We start from the raw sequence: 17,549 nt of genomic DNA, 5'->3' as shown, positions 1-17,549 counted from the left end.
CAGCCGCTCGGCGATGATCGGCGGCAGCGCGGTGCGACTGGCCGCGGACCGGCTCGCCGAACGCATCCGGCGGATCGCCGCACACCTGCTCGAGGTCACCGAGGAGGAGATCGAGCTCGATCAGGGAAGCGCCCGGGCTCGCGGTAAGGCCATCACACTCGCCGATCTGGCCCGGTTGAGCCATTTTCAGGCGCACCGCTTGCCCAAGGGCGTGGAGTTCGGCCTCGAGGTGCAGGCCGGTTTCGACGTTTCCGGTTCGGGCACCTTCTCCAATGCCACGCACGGGGTCGTGGTGGAGCTCGATCCGGAGACCGGTGCGGTGCGCATCCCGCGCTATGTGGTGGTCGAGGACTGCGGAACCGTGCTCAATCCATCCATTGTGGACGGTCAGGTGCGCGGCGGGGTGGCGCAGGGGATCGGGGCCGCGCTCTACGAACGGCTGCACTACGAGGAAAACGGTCAGCCGGGGGTGGCGAGCCTGATGGACTACCTCGCCCCGACCGCGCAGGAGATCCCGGACATCGAGATCCACCATCTGGAGACCCCGTGCCTGTTCAACGAGACCGGGGCGAAGGGAATGGGGGAGGGCGGCACGATCGGCGCGCCCGCCGCGGTGCTGAACGCGGTGAACGACGCGCTGTCGCACACCGGGGTGCGGATCACCGAGATCCCCATCCGGGCCGAGACGATCCGGCGAGCACTGGAGGGCGCATGCACGATCCGCACCTGATCACGATCACCGTCAACGGCACCGAGCACGAGGTGCTGGCCGAATCCCGGCGCACCCTCGTCGATCTGCTGCGCGAGCTCGGCTACACCGGCACCCATCTGGGCTGTGAGCACGGCATCTGCGGGGCGTGCACGGTGCTCGTGGACGGTGCGCCCGCGCGCGGCTGCCTGGTGTTCGGCGTGCAGGCGGACGGCCGCGAGGTGCGCACGGTCGAGGGGCTCGCCGATGGCGGGGAACTCTCCGATCTGCAGCGGGCCTTCGCCGAGCACCACGGGCTGCAGTGCGGTTTCTGCACCCCGGGATTCCTGATGCTCGCCGAGGCGTTCCTCGCGGAGAATCCGGCGCCGACCAGAGCCGAGATCCGGGAGGTCGTCGCCTCGAACCTGTGCCGCTGCACCGGATATCAGGGCATCGTGGACGCGATCGAGGACGTGGCCGGGAAACGGGCGGGGTCGGGGCGGCCATGACGGTCACGACGGGAAAGCCGACGGGCATCGGTGCCCGGGCCGGGCGGCACGAGGACACCCGGCTGCTCACCGGGCGCGGCCGGTTCGCCGATGATGTGCGCCGGGCGGGTGCGCTGCACGTGCGCATGGTGCGCGCACCGGTGGCGCACGCGCGGATCGAGGCGATCGATGCCCGCGAAGCGCTCGGCACACCGGGCGTGCACGCGGTACTGACCGGGGCGGACTGCGCGGAGCTCGGTCCGATCCCGATCCGCCTGCCGCGCGGGGACGAGCCCACCGCGGCGCTGCAGCCGGTGCTGCCTGCCGAGTCCGTACGCTATGTCGGCCAGCCGGTCGCCGCGGTGGTCGCCGAGGACGCCTACACCGCGGAGGATGCCGCCGAACTGGTGCGCGTGGAGTACGCGGAGCTGCCCGCGGTACTCGATGCCCGGGAATGCCAGCCGGTCGGCGCGATCGAGATCGGCTACGGCGAGGTGGACGCCGCCTTCGCGGGCGCGGCGCACGTGGTGCGCGCCCGCCTCGATGTGGGGCGGCACGCCGCGGTGCCCCTGGAACCGCGCGGGCTCACCGCCGAATACGAGCCGGGCACCGGGAAGCTCGAGATCTGGGGCGCCACCAAGGTTCCGGTGTTCAACCGGGGCGTGCTCGCGCGCATGCTCGGGCTTCCCGAGGAACGGATCCACCTGCACGCCATGGACACCGGCGGCGGATTCGGTGCGCGCGGGGAGTTCTACCCCGAGGACGCCATCGTCGCGCTGCTGGCCACCCGGCTGCGCGCGCCGGTCACCTGGACCGAGGACCGCGCGGAGAACCTGGTGGCGCTGAACCATTCGCGGCAACAGGAGCACCGGATCGCCGCGGCCTTCGACGCCGAAGGGGTGCTGCTCGCGCTCACCGACGAGGTGTGCCACGACAACGGTGCCTATCTGCGCACGCACGGTTTCATGGTCCCGGAGCTGACCGTGACCATGCTTCCCGGTCCCTATCGCATTCCCGCCTTCCACGCGCGCATCGCGGTCGCGCTGACCAACAAGACCCCGTGCGGCACCTATCGGGGACCGGGCCGCTACGAGGGAACCTTCGCCCGCGAACACCTCTTCGACATCGCCGCGGACCGGATCGGCGTCGACCGCGCCGAACTGCGCAGGCGGAACCTGTTGCATGCCGGGGAGATCCCGCACCGGCGGCCCTATTCCGCGCTGAACACCGAGATGGTGCTGGACGCGGGCGACTACCCGGCCCTGCTGGAGAACGCCCTGGCGCACACCGAGGACTGGCGCGCGGAACGGGACCGGCTGCGCGCCGAGGGCCGGGTCAGCGGCTACGGGTTCGCCTACTTCCTGGAGAAGAGCGGCCTCGGCCCGCACGAGACGGCCGATGTGCTGCTGCATCCCTCCGGCCGGGTCACCGTGCACTCCGGGGCGACCTCGCTCGGCCAGGGGGTGGAGACCGTGCTCGCCCAGATCGCCGCGGAACGGTTGTCGCTGCCGGACACCGTGGTCACGGTGATCAACGGGGACACCGATCTGCAACCCTTCGGACTGGGCTCCTGGGCGAGCCGGTCCACCGTGGTCGCCGGTTCCGCGGTGCGCCTGGCCGCCGATGCGGTCGCCGAGAAGGCGCGCGGGATCGCCGCCACACTGCTCGGCTGCGCGCCGGACGAACTGTGTCTCGATGCGGGAACCCTTGCGGTGCCGGGGTTCCCGGAGCGTTCGGTCACCCTGGCCGAGGTGGCGGCCGAGGCAGGGCGGGACGCGCTCGAGCCGGGGCTGGCCGCGCGCAGGCGGTTCACCGTGGACCACATGACCTATCCGTACGGCATGCACGTGGCGCTGGTGGAGGTGGACACCGGAACCGGTGCGGTGCGGGTGCTGCGCTATCTGGTCGCCTACGAGGTGGGCAGGGCGATCAACCCGGACCTGGTCGAGGGGCAGTTGCTCGGCGGGGTCGCGCAGGGCATCGGCGGGGCGCTGTACGAGCAGTTCCGCTACGACGAGGCGGGCCAGCCGCAGGCGACCACCTTCATGGACTATCTGCTGCCCACCGCCGAGGAGGTGCCGGACCGAGTGCAGACGCTGATCACCGAGGACGCCCCGTCCCCGGACAATCCGCTCGGTGCCAAGGGAGCGGGCGAGGGCGGGATCACCGCGGCGGGCGGGGCGATCGCCAACGCGGTGCGCGATGCCCTCGGGGTGCCGGGCGATCTGGGCGGGCTGCCGCTGACCCCGGGGCGGATCGTGGAGCTGGCCGATGCGCACCGGTGAGCAGGTGGTCGCGGACCTGCCATGGCGCTGGCGGGTGCAGGGCAAGATCTTCCTGCTCGGCGGTCTCGGTTTCGGTTTCGACGCCTGGGATGTCTCGCTCACCGGTTATCTGCTCCCGCTGCTCGAACGGCAGTGGCGGCTCGGGGCGACCGAACTCGGCCTGTTCGCCACCGCCGGGTTCGCGGGTATGGCGATCGGCGCCTTCGGCTGGGGCAGCCTCGCCGACGGGATCGGTCGCAAACGCGCGTTCAGTCTCACCCTGCTCGGTTTCGCGCTGTGCTCCGGGCTGGGCGCGCTCGCCCCGAACTACCCGATCCTGCTGGTGACCCGGTTCCTCGCCGGGCTCGCGCTCGGTGGCTGTGTCCCGGTGGACTACGCGATGGTCGCCGAGTTCACCCCGCGTGCGGTGCGCGGCAGGGTGCTCACCGCGCTGAACCTGTGGTGGCCGATCGGGGCGAGCCTGTGCGGACTGGTCAGCAGCGCCCTGGTCACCGTGGTCAGCTGGCGGGTGCTGCTGGCGCTGATGGTGGTCCCCGCGCTGCTGGTGTTCTTCGTGCGCCGCGGGGTGCCGGAATCCCCGCTGTTCCTGGCGCACAAGGGACGCGCGCGCGAGGCGAGCACGGTGATCGAGGGCCTGGTGCGTGCCACGGGCGCGAACCCCGGTCCATGGCGGGTCGCGCCGAATCCCGGCCGTGCCACGGAAAGCGTGCGCGACCTGCTCGCCCGGTTCACCGCGATCTGGCGGTTCGACTGGAAACTCACCCTCGCCGCCTGGCTGCTGTTCGTCGCGGTGCTGCTGGAGTACTACGGCACGATCACCTGGCTGCCGAGCCTGCTGTCGCGCAACGGGGCGGGCACGGTCGCCGCGTTCCTCGGCGCCACGGCCATGACCGCGGTCGGGATCGCGGGCACCGCGCTGTCCGCCTGGCTGGTGGATGTGCTCGGCCGCAAACCGGTGATCCTGGTCAGCGGGGCGCTCGCGGCCTTCGCACTGGTCGGTTTCGCCGTCGCGTTCACCGCCGAGGGGCCCGCGCTGCCCTGGCTGATCGGCTTCGGCTTCGCGATCGAGTTCACCATCCCCGCGATGCAGTGCTACGTGCCCGAGCTGTACCCGACCAGCCTGCGCGGCACCGGTTTCGGCTGGGCATCCGCGGCGAGCAGGGTGACGGCGGCCGTGGTTCCGCTCGTGTTCGGCAGCCTGCTCTGGCCGGTGCTCGGGCTGACCGTTACCTTCATCGTCACCGGCGCGTTCGTGCTGCTCGCACTCGGCTGGCTGGCCTGCTTCGGGCCGGAGACCAGGGGACGGGTGCTGGACGAGCGGGAAACGGGAGGAAAACGTGCAACCGCAGTACACTTCTAAATCCGAACTGGTCACGAGCATGCTGCGGGAGCTGATCCTGACCGGGGAGCTCACCGCGGGCCAGCCGCTGCGCCAGCGCGACCTGGCCGCGCGGCTGAACGTGAGCCAGACCCCGGTGCGCGAAGCCCTGCGCCGCCTGGAATCCGAGGGACTGGTGCGTTCCGATACGCACCGCGGGGCCACGGTCGCCGAGTCCGCGCTGGACGCCACCGAGGAGAACTACCTGATCCGGGCCGCGCTGGAATCCCTCGGCGCGGAGCTGGCCGCCGAACGGGTCACCGAGGTGGAGCTCGCCGAGATCGAACGGATCAACACCGAGATCGCCGGACTCGCCGACGACGATCCGCGCTACGGCGGGCTCAACCGGGATTTCCACTTCCACATCTACTCCGCGGCGCGCAGCCCGATGCTCACCTCGCTGATGCGGCTGCTGTGGCAGTCCATGCCGGACGGGCCGAAGGTGGTCCGCCCGCACGCCGAATCCGCCGCACAGCACGCCGAGATCCTGGCCGCGCTGCGGGCGCGGGACGGCAAGACCGCGAGCGCGCTGACCTACCGGCACATCGTCGGAAGCGAACACCTGGCCACCGAACGGAGGGGATGAACCGGGCCGGGCACTTGGCCGATCGCCCCGGCGGGAGCACAGTAGTAGTCGCGGACAACGACGTCAGCGAAAGGTGCGGCAATGGGTACGAAGAACGGCGGTGCGGCGGCCGCCCAGTTGGGCGCCGCGGTCGACGATCCGGGGCGGATACGGAACGTGGTGCTCGTCGGTCCCTCAGGGGCGGGCAAGACCACGCTCGTGGAGGCGCTGCTCGCGGCGAAGGGAGCGGTGCCGAGGCTGGGTTCGGTCCCGGATGGGACCACGGTCTGTGACCACGATCCGGCCGCGGTACGCCAGCAGCATTCGGTCGGACTCGCGGTGGCCTCGCTGCACCACGAGGACATCAAGGTCAACCTGATCGATACACCCGGCTATGCCGACTTCACCGGGGAACTGCGCGCCGGGCTGCGGGCCGCGGACGCCGCGCTGTTCGTGGTCGGCGCCGGTGAGGGCTTCGACGAGGCGACGGCGGCGCTGTGGCAGGAATGCGCCGAGGTGGGGATGCCGCGCGCGGTCGTGCTCGCCCGGCTGGACCACCCGCGCGCGGACTTCGCCGGTCAGCTCGAGGCCTGCGCCCGTGCCTTCGGCGGGACGACCGCGCTGCACCTGCTGGACGGGGAGAACCTGGTGGACCTGCTCACCGAGGAGCGCGCGGAATTCGGCGAGGCGCGCGCGGAACTGATCGAGGCGATCATCGAGCAGAGCGAGGACCAGACCCTGATGGACCGGTACCTGGACGGCGCGCCGGTGGATCACGAGCTGCTGGTCGCCGATCTGGAGAAGGCCATCGCGCGTGGTTCCTTCTATCCGGTGCTCGGCGCCTGCGCGGCCACCGGTGCGGGCATCGAGGCCCTGCTCGACCTGCTCACCAGGGGATTCCCCTCTCCGCTCGAGCACCCGCTTCCCGAGGTGACCGATCCGGAAGGTGCGGTGCACCAGCCGGTCGCCGCCGACCCGTCCGGACCACTGACCGCCGAGGTCGTGCACACCACGGTGGACGCCTATGTCGGCCGGGTCTCCCTGGTGCGGGTGTTCTCCGGGACGCTGCGCCCGGACGGCGCGGTGCACGTCTGCGGGCACGGCCTGGCCGAGCGCGGGCATTCCGATCACGATGTCGACGAACGGATCACCCACATCTACAGCCCGTTCGGGGCGCACCTCACCGAGATCCCGTACTGCGTCGCCGGGGACCTGTGCGCGCTGACCAAGGTGGCCAGCGCGGAGACCGGGGACACCGTCTCCGCGCCCGAGGACCCCATCCGCATGGCGCCGTGGCCGATGCCCGAGCCGCTGCTCCCGGTCGCCGTCGCCGCGAAGACGCGCAGCGATGAGGATGCCTTGGCACGCAACCTTTCCCGGCTCGCGGCCAGTGATCCGACGCTGCGCCTGGAACGCAATGCCGAGACCCATCAGCTGGTGCTGTGGTGCATGGGGGAGTCGCACGCGGATGTGGTGCTCGGCAGGCTGCGTTCGGGCGGGGCCGAGGTGGAGACCGAACCGGTGCGGGTGGCCACCAGGGAGACCTTCGCCGCCGCGGCCAGCGGGCACGGCAAGCATGTCAAGCAGTCCGGCGGGCACGGCCAGTACGCGGTCTGCGATATCGAGGTGCAGCCACTGGAACGCGGAGCCGGTTTCGAGTTCCTGGACCGGGTGGTCGGCGGGGCGGTGCCGCGCCAGTTCGTGCCGAGCGTGGAGAAGGGCGTGCGCGCCCAGATGGAGTCCGGGATCGCGGGCTCACCGCTGGTGGACATCCGGGTCACCCTGGTGGACGGCAAGGCGCACAGCGTGGACTCCTCGGACGCGGCCTTCCAGACCGCGGGCGCGCTCGCGCTCAAGGCGGCCGCGGAGACCGCGGGCATCACCGCGCTCGAACCCCTGGACGAGGTGACAATCACCGTCGGCGAGGACTACCTCGGCACGATCCTCGGCGACCTGTCCTCCCGCCGGGCGCGGGTGCTCGGCACCGAACCGGGGGAGTCCGGGCAGACGGTGATCACCGCCGAGATCCCGGCGAGCGAACTGGTGCGGTACGCGACCGAACTGCGCTCCATGACCGCGGGCACCGGGTGGTTCCGCAGGCGCTTCGTCCGTTACGAGACCGCGCCCGAACACGTGCCCGCCCCGCGCGGCGGCTGATCAGGAGCCCGTCACCCGCAGCACCTCGTCGACCGCGCGTTCTCCCGCCGGGCGACAACCTCCGGGGCCGGATCGAGCACCAATCACGGGCATCGGTCGCGCGGTGAGCAGTGCCGCCTCGGCCGCCGTCGCCTTGCCCGCCGCGCCGACCCGGTCAGCAGGGGGACGGCGGGCACTGCCGCGGCCGTTCCCGGTAGGTGCGGTCCGGCTCGGCGAAACCGAACTTCGCGTACAACTCGTGCGCATCGTCGGTGTGCAGCAGCCAGCGGAACCAGTGCCCGGGGCCGCGCTCGATCATCGCGTCCACCAGCGCGACGCCGAGTCCGTTGCCCCGCGCCGGTTTCGCGATGAACACATCGGCCAGATAGGCGAGCGCCACCCCGTCCGAGATCGCGCGGGCGAACCCGACCGTGGCCCCGCTCGCGCGCTCGTAGACGCCGACCACCCGCCAGGCGGCCGTGATCTGCGCGTCCACATCGGCGCGCGAACGCCACCGCGCCCAGTACGCCTCGGTGGAGAGGAACGCCCAGATCGCGTCCCGGTCCAGGCGGGCCGGATCGTCGTCGAGCTCGTATTCGCCGTGTTCGATGCGCATCGGGCGAGTCTGGGGTACCGACCGGCCGGATTCAACCGGTTTGGCCGCCGGGCGTGTGCCGCGCTCGGGGCTGGTTCTCGGCCAGCGCGGCACGGAAGGCGCGCACGGCCGGATGTTCGCCCATTCCCGGCCGGGTCGCGGTGAACAGGGTGCGGGCGTGGCCACCGCCGGGGATCGGGTGCATGGCGAGTTCGGGCGCCGCGTTCGCGGTGAACAGTTCCGGAAGCAGGGCGACGGCGTGCCCGCGTGCGACGAGCTGCGCCTGCACCAGCAGGTCGTCGGTCTCGAAGGGCACATCGGGTTCGAATCCGGCGTCCCGGCACAGCGCCGTCGCCCAGGACCGGGAGGCCGTGCCGCGCGGTTCCATCACCCACGACAGCCCGGCGAGCCGGGACAGCGAGCGCACCCGTTTCGCTCCCGGCGCCCGTGCGAGCAGGATCGGGTCCCTGCGCAGTTCGACCCGTTCCACCTCGGCGCCGCGCGGCTGGGGATGACCGGGGTACTCCTCGGCGAGCACCAGGTCCACATCGTGTGCCAGCAGACCGGGCAGCGCGACCTCGGGTTCGGCCTGGGTGACCTCGACCCGCAGTTCGGGATGGGCGGTGCGTAGCGCGCTCAGTGCCGCCGGGAGCAGGGTCAGGGCCGCGGTCTGGAAGATGGCCACACGCAGGGTGCCGGTCAGATCCTCGAGCGAGCGCGCGATCTCCGCGGCCGCGGTCTCCAGCCGGTCGAGCACGGCCCCGGTGTGCTCGACGAGGATCCGGGCCTGCGCGGTGAGCCGGACCCGCCTGCCGACCTGTTCGAGCAGCGGGACACCCACCTCACTCTCCAGAATGGACAGTTGCTGGGAGACCGTGGACGGGCTGTAGGACAACGCGGCGGCCACCGAGGCGAGCGTGCCCCGGTGACTGAGCTCGCGGAGCAGCCGCAGCCGGTGCAGGTCGAACACGTGCCCACCAATCGTTCGGTTTTCCCCACCAATATACGTCGAAAACCTTCGCTTTACCGAACTGCTGGACATGCGGCACCGTGGAACCATGCCCTCTCCGACGAGCACCGCGAGCCGGTCCTGGTACCGCACCGCCGGGCCATCGACGCTGCACTGCCCGCCCGCGCCGCGGGAGGTGGCCGCGTTCCACGCCGCGCTGCCGCAGTACGCGCCGACACCGCTGACCGAGCTGCCCGCGCTCGCCGCGGAACTCGGGGTGCGCCGGGTGTTCGTCAAGGACGAGTCCGCCCGGCTCGGACTGCCCGCGTTCAAGGCGCTCGGGGCCTTCTATGCGATCCACCGCACGATCGCCGAATGGGTGGGCGAACCGGTCCCGGGCACACCCGAGGGAATGCGGGACCGGCTCACCGGCCGGATTCCGCCGCGGTTGTGCACGGCGACCGACGGCAACCACGGGCGGGCCGTGGCCCGGATGGCAGCGCTGCTCGGGATTCCGGCCGTGGTCTTCGTCCCCGCCACCCTGGACACCGCGGCGATCGCGGCGATCGAGGCCGAGGGCGCGGTGGTGCACACCGTGGCCGCGGAGTACGACGAGGTGGTGCGCGCCGCGGCCGGGTTCGCCGCGGCCGATCCGGGGACCGAACTGGTGCAGGACACCGCGTGGCCCGGATACGAGCGGGTGCCCGGCTGGATCGTGGACGGCTACTCGACCCTGTTCACCGAGGTGGACGAACAGCTCACCGCGGCGGGGGCGAGTCCGGACCTGGTCGCCGTCCCGGTCGGGGTCGGCTCGCTCGCCCAGGCCGCGGTGCGGCACTACCGGGGGACCGCCGCGGCCCGTCCGCGACTGCTCGCCGTGGAACCGGAGACCGCGGCCTGCCTCACCGACAACCTGCATGCCGGGCAGCGGCGCAGCATCCGGCCGGGGCCCACGATCATGGCCGGGCTGCACTGCGGCACCGTTTCGGCGCTGGCCTGGCCGTATCTGCGGGACGGGCTGGACGCCGCGGTCACCGTGACCGACGAGGCCGCGGCGGACGCTTCCGCCGGACTGGCCGCGCTCGGTGTCTCCTCCGGACCCTGTGGCGCCGCGAGCCTGGCCGCCATGCGGTTCCTCGTGGCGGACAACGAGTCCTCGTGCACGTCCGGACCGGAGAGCACGCTCGTGCTGCTGAGCACCGAACACCGGGCCGCGCGCTAGAACGCGGCCGCGAACCGGGAACGCAGATCGCCGAGCCGGTCGAGCGGTTCATTGGCGAACACGAACCGCAGATAACGGTCCCCGCTCGGACCCCAGCCGCGCATCGGGGTGGCCGCGATCCTGCCCCGTTCGAACAGCCGCGCCGAAGCGGTCTCCGGGTCCAGGCCGAGTTGCGCCGTGTCCAGCAACAGCGACCAGCCGCCGTCCGGTGCCACGAGCGGATAATCGCCGAGCTGGTCGAGGATGTGCGCACAGCGGCCGTGCCAGATCTCGGTCGCCCTGGCCACATCCTGATCCGCGTCGGGTGCGTCGAGCGCGGCGGCGACCCCGGCCTGGGCGATGCCGACCTGACAGACCACATTGGCCATGCCGACGAGCCGGATGTCGGCGAGGATCTCGCGCGGAGCGAGCACCCAGCCGACCCGCCAGCCGATCAGGCGCAGTTCCTTGGACGCCGAACCGATGGTGATGGTGCGCTCGGCGAGTCCGGGATGCGCGGCGGGATGGGGCACCGGCAGCTCGTCGAAACGGATGCGTTCCATGGCCGCGTCGTAGAGCAGCCAGGCCCCGGTGCGCTCCAGCACCGGGGCGAGCGCGTCCCAGTGCTCGGTGCCGAGCACCAGTCCGGTGGGCATCGCGGGTCCCATGGCGAGCACCGCGGCGGTCCGTGGCCCGACCGCCTCGGCGAGCCGCTGCGGATCGACCCGCCAGCCGTGCGGACCCGCGGTCGCCGCGACGAACCGGGGCACACCACCGGCGAGCCGGATCCGGTTGACCAGCCCGGCATAGATCGGATCGCAGATCACCACCTCCGCGCCGGGTTCCACGGTGGCCAGCAGCGCGTTGAGCACGCCGTTGAGCCCGCCGGCCACGCTCACGCACTCGGTGTCCGGATCGTAGGTGCGCCCGGCGATCCGGCCGACGTGCGCGGCCGCCGCGGCCCGCAGTCCGCGATGCCCCTGGAAGGGCAGATAGCTGTTCGCGGAGTCCTGGTCCAGCGCCGCGCGGGTGACCTCGACGGCCCGGCTCGGCGGGCGCACATCGGTGTCGAGGTTCTCCAAGCGAAGCAGTTCCGGATCCGCGGCCGCGTCCGCCGCGTCGCCGATGATGTCCACTCCGATACCGGGGATCTCCCGCAGCCGGGATACCGACATGCCGCCACATCCTTCGTCATACTGATACACGGTTCAAGTATGATGGTACGCGTGGATTGGGCACGGATCGTCGGCAGGAACATTCACCGCCTGCGCGGTTCGGCGGGCTTGTCGCTGGCCGAACTCGCCGAGGCGGGCGGAATCAGCAAGACCACCCTGCACGGAATCGAGCAGGGCGCGGGAAATCCGACGCTGTCCACCCTGTGGGCGCTGGCCACCGCGCTGCAGGTGCCGCTCGGTGAACTGCTCGAACAGCACGGCGCCCCGGCCGAGGTGACCCGTGCCGGGCAGGGGCCCCGGGTGGACGGGGACGCGGTGCACGCGCGGCTGCTGCATCGCATCCGGCTGCGCGGCACGGTGGAGGTGTACGACATCGAACTGGACGAGGCGCACCAGCACTCGGCGGCGCACGCGCCCGGGGTCCGGGAATGCCTGGTGCTCACCGAAGGCACGGCGCTGGCCGGTCCGGAGGAATCCGCGGCCGAACTCGCCGCCGGTGACTCGATCCGGTTCGACGCCGACACCCCGCACGTCTACGCCGGGCGCGGGGAACGCAACCGCGCGGTGCTGCTGATGCTGCACGAGGACGCGGGAGGCTAGCCCGCGTTACGCTCGTTCCGCGGTGTTCCCGAACCCGAAGCCGAGCCGGAAGCAGGCGGTCATGACCGAATTCGTCCCGCAAACCGACAACCGACGGCAGATCTTCGATGTGTTCGACGAGCTCGAACAGCTCCCGGAGCGGTCCGATTCGATGCTGGCGGACATCTACTTCAGCGATTTCCCGGAAGCCAGCAGCCGTGTCTTCCGTGTCTACCGCCCGCTGCCGCTGCACTATCACAACGAGTGCGACGAGTTCCTGTATGTCGTGCGCGGCGAGGCGGTCTTCCATCTCGCGGGTTCGGAGAGCTCCGCCCGCCCCGGTGTGTTCCTCCGGTTCGGCCGTGGGCAGGTGCACGGGATTCCGCGCATCACCGAACACCCGTTCGTCGTGCTGTCGGTCGATGTGCCGCGGCGCCGGCCGGACGACATCGTGTTCGTCGATTCCGAAGACGGCGACGCGAAGGATTTCATGGACCGCAACAACGACTAGCAGGGCGGGCGGGCTCCGCCGGTCTCAGCCGCGTGCCGGTCCGGGGTAGGGCAGCAGCGCCATCTCGCGGGCGTTCTTGATCGCCGTGGCGACCTGGTTCTGCTGCTTCGGGGTCAGTCCCGTTACCCGGCGTGCCCGGATCTTGCCTCGGTCCGAGATGAACTTGCGCAGCAGCTCCACATCCTTGTAGTCCACTTCGGACACTCCGCGCTCGGCGAGCAGATTGCGTTTGCGTTTCGGTCGGCCCTGCATGCGGCCCGCTCCCTTCACCAGCTGGACTTCGAGACGCCGGGCAGTTCGCCGCGGTGGGCCATCTCGCGCAACCGCACCCTGGAGAGCCCGAACTTGCGGAAGTGGCCGCGCGGGCGCCCGTCGACCGCGTCCCGATTGCGTACCCGGGTGGGGCTCGCGTCGCGGGGGAGGGCCTGCAGTGCGGATACCGCCTCCGCCTTCTGCTCCGGGCTCGACCGCGGGGAGCGCACCGTCTCCTTGAGCGCGGCGCGCCGGTCCGCGTACTTGGCCACGGTTGCCTTGCGTTTCTCGTTCTTGACGATCTTGGACTTCTTCGCCACGACCCTCTCCAAAGTTGCTAATGATTATCGTTTTCAGTAGACTAGCATGGCCGAAGACGAAGGAGAACGACAGGTGAAACCGAACATCCATCCCGACTACCACCCCGTGGTGTTCCGCGACAACGCGACCGGGGACGCCTTCCTCACCCGGTCCACGATCACCTCGCGGGAGACCGTGGACTGGTCGGACGGGAACACCTATCCGCTCGTGCGCGTGGATGTGAGCGCGTGGTCGCACCCGTTCTGGACGGGAAACCGCCGGATCATGGACACCGAGGGCCAGGTGGAGAAGTTCCGCAGGCGCTACGGGCAGCGCAAGGGGGCGCGGTCATGAAGGTACGGAATTCCTTGCGGGCCTTGAAGAACAAGCCGGGATCCCAGGTGGTCCGGCGCAAGGGCAGGGTGTATGTGATCAACAAGAAGAACCCGAGGCTCAAGGCCCGTCAGGGCTGAATGGTTATCATCGGGCGTGCCTTACGCGCTCGCTTCCGACCAGACCGCCATTCACTACCAGGTGCACGGGGAAGGCGCGCCCACTCTGCTGCTGCTTGCCGGGCAGGCGAATTCCCGGCACTGGTGGGATCCGGTGCTCGAGGACTTCTCCGCGGTCTTCCGCACCGTGACCCTCGACTACCGGGGTACCGGGTGCAGTGCGAAGCCGGACACGGATTCCTACAGCACGAGGGGTTTCGCCGAGGACGTCCGCGCGGTGCTCGATCATCTCGGGGCCGCGCGGGCGCACGTGTACGGCACCTCGATGGGCGGGCGGGTCGCGCAGTGGTTCGCCGTCGACCATCCGGACCGGCTCGACCGGCTGGTGCTCGGCTGCACCTCTCCCGGCGATGCGCACGGTGTGCCACGGGATCCCGCGATCACCGAGCAGCTGACCAGGCCGGGCGGTCTCGCCGAGCTGATGTACAGCCCGGATTGGCTCGCCACGCATCCGGGACCGCACAGCACGCTCGGGGATCCCGGGATGCCCGGCTATGCCCGCCGCAGGCACCGGTTCGCCAGCGCGCGGCACGACAGCTGGGCGGTGCTCGACCAGATCGCCGCGCCGACCCTGATCCTGCACGGCACCGAGGATGTGTTCAACCCAGCCGCGAACGCGAAACTGCTCGCCGAACGGATCCCGCGGGCCAGGCTGGAGCTCATCGAGGGCGCACGGCATGCCTACTTCGAGGAGTTCCGGGCGCGGGCGAGCCGCTTGGTGCTGGACTTCCTCGCGGAATCTCCCGGCATCTAGCCCGCGAGCGAAACCACCGTCATCCCCGCGGTTCCGGGTTCGTCGACCCCGGCAAGGGCAGCGCCCGCCTCGGCGAGCCCGATCACCGAGCCGACGAGCAGTTCCGGGCGCAGGCTGCCTTCGGCGAGCAGCCCGAGCATCGCCGGGTATTCGTGCGCCGCCATCCCGTGCGAGCCGTGGATCTCCAGTTCGTGCGCGATCACCGTGTCCATCGGCAACGGCGGCCGCGCCGCATCCCCGAACAGCAGCCCGACCTGGATGTGGCGTCCGCGCCTGCGCAGGCAGTGCACCGAGGCGGCCGCGGTCGTCGCGGAACCGAGCGCGTCGAGTGACACGTGCGCCCCGCCGCCGGTGAGTTCGTGGATGGCCGCGGCGGTGTCCGGACAGTCACCGGCGTCCACGGTGTGTTCCACGCCGAGTGCCCGTGCTTTCTCCAGTGCCCGCGCGGAAACGTCCACGGCGAGCACCCGGGCACCGAGTGCCACCCCGATCTGCACCGCGGACAGCCCCACCCCGCCGCAGCCGTGCACCGTCAGCCAGTTCCCCTCGCGCACCCGCCCGTGCGCGTGCACGGCGCGGAACGCGGTGGCGAACCGGCAGCCGAGCGAGGCGGCCGCGATATCGTCCACGGAATCGCTCAGCCCGACCAGATTCGTGTCCGCGGCGTGCACCGCGACCCGTTCGGCGAAGGAACCGGGACCGGTGAATCCCGGTTGTGTCTGCTGTGGACAGACCTGCGGATCGCCCGCCGCGCAGTAGGCACAGGTTCCGCAGCCGCACACGAACGGCACCGTGACCCGGTCCCCGGCACGCCACCGCCGCACCCCGGAGCCGGTCTCGCGGATCACCCCGGCGAACTCGTGCCCGGGAATATGGGGCAGGGCAACGGGATCGTGTCCGCGCCAGGCGTGCCAGTCGGAGCGGCACACCCCGGTCGCGGTCACCTCGACGATCACCCCGCCGTCCGGGCAGACCGGTTCGGGTACCTCGGTGAGCGCGGGTGTCCCGCCGTATTCGGTGTACACCACGGCTTTCATGATTGTGCTCCTTCGGCGAGCAGGGCGAACGATACCAGCCAGTGCGTCGCGTGGAAGTTTCCCGCCGTGACGACCGGAAGCGCCGATGCGAACTGGGTGTTCGCGGCGGCCCGGACGCTCGCGGCGCGTTCGGCGGGCAGGTGTGCCGCGAGCGCGCGCAACTGCCAGGCGCGGGACAGCGCGAGGCCGTAGAGGTGGCCCTGCTGACCGTCGGCGGGATCGTCCACCTGGGGCGCGGTGAGCAGTGTGCGGTGGCTTTCCCCGCCGAGCCCGGGGAGGAACCGGTCGAGCCAGGCGGTGCGCTCCCCGGCGGGCAGCACCACGCACATCAGCTCGGCCTCGGTGAGCGCGGGGGAGAGGAACTCGTTCCCGGACGGTTCGAACCGAGTGTCGTATCCGGTGTCCGCGGCGAACAGGCGCAGCGCCGTTTCCCGTGCCGTATCGGCGATTTCGTGGCCCAGCCCGGTGCCCGCGCGGTACAGAGTGGACAGTGCGAAGGCGGTACTGGCGTGCGTGCCGTGCCGGACGGGATAGCGCAACCCGGCGAGCCAGCCACCGAGCAGTTCGGCGACCGTGTCCACCAGCGGACCGGTCACCGCCGCGAATCCGCGGGTCGGCGCGCCGCGCGGCAGTTCGGCACACAGCAGCAGCGCCCACACCAGTCCGTACGGCCGCTCGAACCCCGGATGCGTGCGCAGGTAACGGACCTCGGCGTCCAGATTCTCCGCCCGCAACCGTTCGGCGAGCAGCCACCTGGCCCGGAACGCGGTCTCCCTGTCGAGCCCGCCACGGCCCAGCAAGGTGACCAGGGACCACTGCATGTGCACGCTGGAATGCCAGTCATAGGCGCCGTGGAAGGCCGGATGCAGCCGGGCCGGTTCGATGTCCAGGTCGCCGGGGCCGGTGGCGAGATGTCCGCAGCCGTAGGGATAGCGCGTCTCGAGCACCTCGCAGGCGATGCGTGCCCATTCCTCGTCGTGCTGTGTCACCGGCTCCCCGTCTCGACCGTCGATGCCCCCACTCTAGGGCAGGTCGAGTTCGGCGAGCCGGGTGTAGGAGTCCAGCATCTCGGCGCGGTCGAAGGTGCTCATGGTGATCAGCAGTTCCTCGGCCCCGGTGCGGGCCAGGAGTTCGCGCAGCCGCTCGCCGACTTCGAGCGGGGTGCCGTAGATCTGCTGGCCGAGGGTCTCCTCGATGCTCGCTCGCTGCCGTTCGGACCAGGACCGGGCCAGTACGGTATCGGCCGGTTCGAGCGGGCCGAACACCCCGTGGGTGCGGGAATAGGCGGTCGACCAGGCTTCGGGGAGCAGCAGCCGACGCGCCGCCGCGGTGGTCTCGGCGACCGCTACCGATGTGGACAGAAGTACATAAGGAGCGGACAGTCGCGCGGAGGGCACGAAGGCCGTGCGGTATTCGGCGATCCGCTCGAGCAGCTGCTCGGTTCCCCGCACCGGCGCGATGACCAGGGCGAGCCCGAGCCGGGCCGCGAGCTGTGCCCCGGAGCCGGTGGCCAGCAGGAAGACCGGGGGATGGGCACCCTCCGCGGGGAAGGCGTGCACCCCGGGATAGGGCCCGCTCGCCGCGTCGAAGTAGCCGAGCAGTTCGGTGACCCGCTGTTCGAAGTCCGTGGTGGCCTCGGCCCCGAGTGCCGCGCGCACCCCTCCGGTGAACCCGAGCGAGCGGCCGATGCCGAGGTCGATCCGCCCCGGATGCAGCGCTTCGAGCACCCCGAACTGTTCGGCGACCACCAGCGGACGGTGGTTGGGCAGCATCACCCCGCCGGTGCCGACCCGGATCCGTTCGGTCGCATCGGCGATGGCGGTGGCGAGCACTGTCGGCGCGGAACCGGCCACCCCGGGCACGCTGTGGTGTTCGGAGACCCAGAAGCGTTGGTAGCCAAGCGATTCAGCCTGTCGTGCGAACCGGACCGTGTCCCGGATGGCGGCGGCACGGTCCTGCTCGCCGCGGATGCTCGAGCGGTCGAGTACGGAGAGCGCGATGGAACCCACGAGCGGTACAACGCGGCGGACGGGTATCGAATTCCACACCCTCGGTATTGATCAGTCAGTTAGATCCATAGAAATTCGCAGGTCAGAACATTAAATTGCGATGCGAGCTTGCGATTATCGCAATTGCTGACTAAC

20 protein-coding genes are annotated in these 17,549 nt (G+C 70.9%); 12 read left to right on the top strand and 8 right to left on the bottom strand.

What is annotated here, in order from left to right; translation table 11 throughout:
- The 6 genes from AD72_RS20315 to AD72_RS20290 all read left to right on the top strand — a co-directional run.
- The coding region (locus tag AD72_RS20315; protein ID WP_156365289.1) for a xanthine dehydrogenase family protein molybdopterin-binding subunit at positions 1–730 on the top strand (730 nt) is incomplete at its 5' end.
- Positions 712–1,197: a (2Fe-2S)-binding protein gene (locus AD72_RS20310; protein ID WP_031468116.1), complete on the top strand. Its 486-nt coding sequence runs from the start codon at positions 712–714 to the stop codon at positions 1,195–1,197. The genes AD72_RS20315 and AD72_RS20310, both read left to right, overlap by 19 nt.
- Positions 1,194–3,461, top strand: a complete 2,268-nt coding sequence (locus tag AD72_RS20305; protein WP_031468115.1) for a xanthine dehydrogenase family protein molybdopterin-binding subunit — start codon at positions 1,194–1,196, stop codon at positions 3,459–3,461. The genes AD72_RS20310 and AD72_RS20305 overlap by 4 nt, the downstream gene beginning before the upstream one ends.
- Entirely contained in the window at positions 3,448–4,821 is a 1,374-nt protein-coding gene (locus AD72_RS20300) for an MFS transporter (protein ID WP_031468114.1), read from the top strand. The genes AD72_RS20305 and AD72_RS20300 overlap by 14 nt, the downstream gene beginning before the upstream one ends.
- A gap of 19 nt (positions 4,822–4,840) precedes the next feature.
- Positions 4,841–5,425: a GntR family transcriptional regulator gene (locus tag AD72_RS20295; RefSeq protein ID WP_051898813.1), complete on the top strand. Its 585-nt coding sequence runs from the start codon at positions 4,841–4,843 to the stop codon at positions 5,423–5,425.
- An 81-nt stretch (positions 5,426–5,506) separates the two neighbouring features.
- Entirely contained in the window at positions 5,507–7,561 is a 2,055-nt protein-coding gene (locus AD72_RS20290; RefSeq protein WP_031468112.1) for an elongation factor G-like protein EF-G2, read from the top strand.
- A gap of 154 nt (positions 7,562–7,715) precedes the next feature.
- Here the strand turns inward: AD72_RS20290 and AD72_RS20285 are convergent, their stop codons facing one another.
- Both AD72_RS20285 and AD72_RS20280 read right to left on the bottom strand, forming a co-directional pair.
- Positions 7,716–8,156 carry a GNAT family N-acetyltransferase gene (locus AD72_RS20285; protein ID WP_031468111.1) on the bottom strand — a complete coding sequence of 147 codons (441 nt, stop codon included), beginning with the start codon at positions 8,154–8,156 and terminating at the stop codon, positions 7,716–7,718.
- Positions 8,157–8,187: 31 nt separating this feature from the next.
- Positions 8,188–9,105: a LysR family transcriptional regulator gene (locus tag AD72_RS20280; protein WP_051898812.1), complete on the bottom strand. Its 918-nt coding sequence runs from the start codon at positions 9,103–9,105 to the stop codon at positions 8,188–8,190.
- Positions 9,106–9,193: 88 nt separating this feature from the next.
- Between AD72_RS20280 and AD72_RS20275 the strand changes: the two genes are divergently transcribed.
- The gene (locus AD72_RS20275; protein ID WP_231644908.1) at positions 9,194–10,306 is read left to right on the top strand and encodes a diaminopropionate ammonia-lyase; all 1,113 of its coding nucleotides are present in this window, start codon (positions 9,194–9,196) and stop codon (positions 10,304–10,306) included.
- Here AD72_RS20275 and AD72_RS20270 read toward each other — a convergent pair.
- Entirely contained in the window at positions 10,303–11,460 is a 1,158-nt protein-coding gene (locus tag AD72_RS20270) for a pyridoxal phosphate-dependent aminotransferase (protein ID WP_031468108.1), read from the bottom strand. The two genes, AD72_RS20275 and AD72_RS20270, sit on opposite strands and share 4 nt — an antisense overlap.
- A 42-nt stretch (positions 11,461–11,502) precedes the next feature.
- On the opposite strand from AD72_RS20270, the gene AD72_RS20265 reads away from it, so the two are divergent.
- Together AD72_RS20265 and AD72_RS20260 are read left to right on the top strand one after the other, a co-directional pair.
- A complete protein-coding gene (locus AD72_RS20265; protein WP_231644909.1) occupies positions 11,503–12,060 on the top strand; it encodes a helix-turn-helix domain-containing protein in 558 nt (185 codons plus the stop codon).
- 61 nt (positions 12,061–12,121) lie between these two features.
- On the top strand, positions 12,122–12,550 hold the full coding sequence (locus AD72_RS20260; RefSeq protein WP_031468106.1) for a cupin domain-containing protein: 429 nt from the start codon (positions 12,122–12,124) through the stop codon (positions 12,548–12,550).
- A 24-nt stretch (positions 12,551–12,574) separates the two neighbouring features.
- On the opposite strand, the gene rpsR is transcribed toward AD72_RS20260, so the two are convergent.
- Together rpsR and rpsN are read right to left on the bottom strand one after the other, a co-directional pair.
- A complete protein-coding gene (gene rpsR / locus AD72_RS20255) occupies positions 12,575–12,802 on the bottom strand; it encodes a 30S ribosomal protein S18 (RefSeq protein WP_020494851.1) in 228 nt (75 codons plus the stop codon).
- A gap of 14 nt (positions 12,803–12,816) precedes the next feature.
- Positions 12,817–13,122, bottom strand: a complete 306-nt coding sequence (gene rpsN / locus AD72_RS20250) for a 30S ribosomal protein S14 (protein WP_031468105.1) — start codon at positions 13,120–13,122, stop codon at positions 12,817–12,819.
- 73 nt (positions 13,123–13,195) lie between these two features.
- Here rpsN and AD72_RS20245 point away from each other — a divergent pair, with 73 nt between their 5' ends.
- From AD72_RS20245 to AD72_RS20235, 3 genes are read left to right on the top strand one after another with little or no spacing between them, the layout of a single operon-like run.
- Positions 13,196–13,456: a type B 50S ribosomal protein L31 gene (locus tag AD72_RS20245; RefSeq protein ID WP_020494849.1), complete on the top strand. Its 261-nt coding sequence runs from the start codon at positions 13,196–13,198 to the stop codon at positions 13,454–13,456.
- Positions 13,453–13,575: a type B 50S ribosomal protein L36 gene (ykgO, locus tag AD72_RS20240; protein ID WP_020494848.1), complete on the top strand. Its 123-nt coding sequence runs from the start codon at positions 13,453–13,455 to the stop codon at positions 13,573–13,575. The genes AD72_RS20245 and ykgO overlap by 4 nt, the downstream gene beginning before the upstream one ends.
- A gap of 16 nt (positions 13,576–13,591) precedes the next feature.
- Positions 13,592–14,368 carry an alpha/beta fold hydrolase gene (locus AD72_RS20235; RefSeq protein WP_031468104.1) on the top strand — a complete coding sequence of 259 codons (777 nt, stop codon included), beginning with the start codon at positions 13,592–13,594 and terminating at the stop codon, positions 14,366–14,368.
- Here AD72_RS20235 and AD72_RS20230 read toward each other — a convergent pair.
- From AD72_RS20230 to AD72_RS20220, 3 genes are read right to left on the bottom strand one after another with little or no spacing between them, the layout of a single operon-like run.
- Positions 14,365–15,405, bottom strand: coding sequence for a zinc-dependent alcohol dehydrogenase family protein (locus AD72_RS20230; RefSeq protein WP_031468103.1), 1,041 nt, complete (start codon positions 15,403–15,405; stop codon positions 14,365–14,367). The two genes, AD72_RS20235 and AD72_RS20230, sit on opposite strands and share 4 nt — an antisense overlap.
- The gene (locus AD72_RS20225) at positions 15,402–16,394 is read right to left on the bottom strand and encodes a DUF2891 family protein (RefSeq protein WP_031468102.1); all 993 of its coding nucleotides are present in this window, start codon (positions 16,392–16,394) and stop codon (positions 15,402–15,404) included. Before AD72_RS20225 ends, AD72_RS20230 begins: the two co-directional genes overlap by 4 nt.
- Positions 16,395–16,427: 33 nt before the next feature.
- The gene (locus AD72_RS20220) at positions 16,428–17,414 is read right to left on the bottom strand and encodes an LLM class flavin-dependent oxidoreductase (protein WP_031468101.1); all 987 of its coding nucleotides are present in this window, start codon (positions 17,412–17,414) and stop codon (positions 16,428–16,430) included.
- Positions 17,415–17,549 lie beyond the last annotated feature (135 nt).

Source organism: Sciscionella sediminilitoris (assembly GCF_000737195.2).
Classification (GTDB): Bacteria; Actinomycetota; Actinomycetes; order Mycobacteriales; family Pseudonocardiaceae; genus Sciscionella; species Sciscionella sediminilitoris.
Note: the sequence above shows the minus strand (reverse complement) of the source record. Positions and strands in the feature narration are given on the sequence as shown.